This is a genomic window from Sulfitobacter sp. HI0040 (genome assembly GCF_001634885.1).
Lineage (GTDB): Bacteria > Pseudomonadota > Alphaproteobacteria > Rhodobacterales > Rhodobacteraceae > Sulfitobacter.
This window is the reverse complement of record NZ_LWEX01000199.1, coordinates 1-1,691: the sequence shown is the minus strand read 5'-3', so window position 1 is coordinate 1,691 and position 1,691 is coordinate 1. Positions and strand designations below refer to the sequence as shown.

The window sequence follows — 1,691 nt, the reverse complement described above, 5'->3', positions numbered from 1 at the left end:
CCGGGGGAGGGTGTGAATTTTCACAAGGGCACATGGCACGGGGTGCTGACACCACTGGCGGAGCCCGGGCTTTTCGCCGTGATCGACCGGATTGGGGAGGGCGCCAACCTCGAAGAACACTGGTTCGAAGAACCATACATCATCGAAGACGGGCGGGGCTGACAGCCAAACCCGGAACGAAGTAACAGGGAGGGAGAGAGACCATGGCCGATTTATCCATCGGAACACCGGAACAACTGCGCGATCCGAATTATACCCCCGCGCTGCACCGCGCCATTCCACTGGGCATCCAGCACGTGCTGGCGATGTTCGTGTCGAACGTCACACCCGCGATCATTGTGGCCGGCGCCGCCGGTTTCGGCTTCGGCTCCAACAGCCCCGACTTTCCGGAGCTGCTGTACCTGATCCAGATGTCGATGCTCTTTGCCGGGGTCGCGACGCTTTTGCAGACCGTCACCATCGGGCCCGTGGGCGCGGCGCTGCCCATCGTGCAGGGCACCTCCTTCGCCTTTCTGCCGATCATGATCCCGCTTGTTGCGGGCAAAGGGGTCGATGCGCTGGCCGCACTCTTTACCGGGGTGATCATCGGCGGGCTGTTCCATGCCTTTCTGGGCACGTTCATCAAAAAGATCCGCTTTGCCCTGCCACCACTGGTTACCGGCCTCGTGGTCACGATGATCGGTCTGGCGCTGGTGGATGTGGGTATCCAGTATGCCGCCGGGGGTGTCCCGGCCAAGATGTCGGGCGCGGCGGAATACGGCTCCATGCTGAACTGGTCCGCGGCGCTGGTGGTGATCGTCGTGACACTGGCGCTCAAGTTCTTCGCGCGCGGCATGCTCTCCGTCTCCGCCGTGTTGCTGGGGCTGATCGTGGGCTATGTCTATGCGATCTTCGTGGGCATTCTCGATGTGAACGCGATTTCCGCCTCATGGTCGAATTCCGCCGCCTTCGCCCTGCCGCAGCCTTTCAAGTACGGTTTCGAATTATCGCTTGCGGCCGTCATCGGCTTTTGCCTGATGGCCTTCGTCTCGGCGGTGGAAACCGTGGGCGACGTGTCGGGCATCACCAAGGGCGGCGCGGGCCGCGAGGCGACGGATGCCGAAATTCAGGGCGCGACCTATGCCGACGGGATCGGCACCGCGCTGGCCGGTTGTTTCGGGGCCTTTCCCAACACATCCTTCAGCCAGAATGTGGGCCTCATCGCCATGACCGGCGTGATGAGCCGCCACGTCGTCACCTGCGGCGCGATCTTTCTGATCATCAGCGGGTTGATCCCGAAGGTCGGCGGCGTGATCCGCACGGTCCCGATCGAGGTGCTGGGCGGGGGCGTGATCGTCATGTTCGGCATGGTGGTGGCGGCGGGCATCTCGATGCTGTCGGACGTGGTCTGGAACCGGCGCAACATGGTGATCTTCGCGATTTCGCTCAGCATCGGGCTGGGGCTGCAGCTGGAACCTGACGCCGTGCAGGGCCTGCCCGACACGCTGCGCATCCTCATGACCTCGGGCCTTCTGCCGGCGGCCTTCATCGCGATCGTGCTGAACCTGATCCTGCCCGAGGAACTGGCCGGCGAGGCAACAGAAGAAGTCTCTGGCGGCATGTCCGGCCATGCCAAGGGCGCCCTGGTCAAGGACAACCGCGCCTGACGGGCGGCCGCCGACAAGAAACGGCATTGCGTCCGGCGCGGCTTT

General features: G+C 63.7%; 2 protein-coding genes. Both read left to right on the top strand.

Features of this window, described 5'->3' with window-relative positions:
* Positions 1 to 162 (top strand): ureidoglycolate lyase (locus tag A3728_RS22345; RefSeq protein WP_201722316.1); only part of this gene is annotated, 162 nt, incomplete at its 5' end.
* A gap of 41 nt (positions 163 to 203) precedes the next feature.
* Entirely contained in the window at positions 204 to 1,646 is a 1,443-nt protein-coding gene (locus A3728_RS12030; RefSeq protein ID WP_067923906.1) for a uracil-xanthine permease family protein, read from the top strand.
* The last annotated feature ends 45 nt before the right edge of the window (positions 1,647 to 1,691 follow it).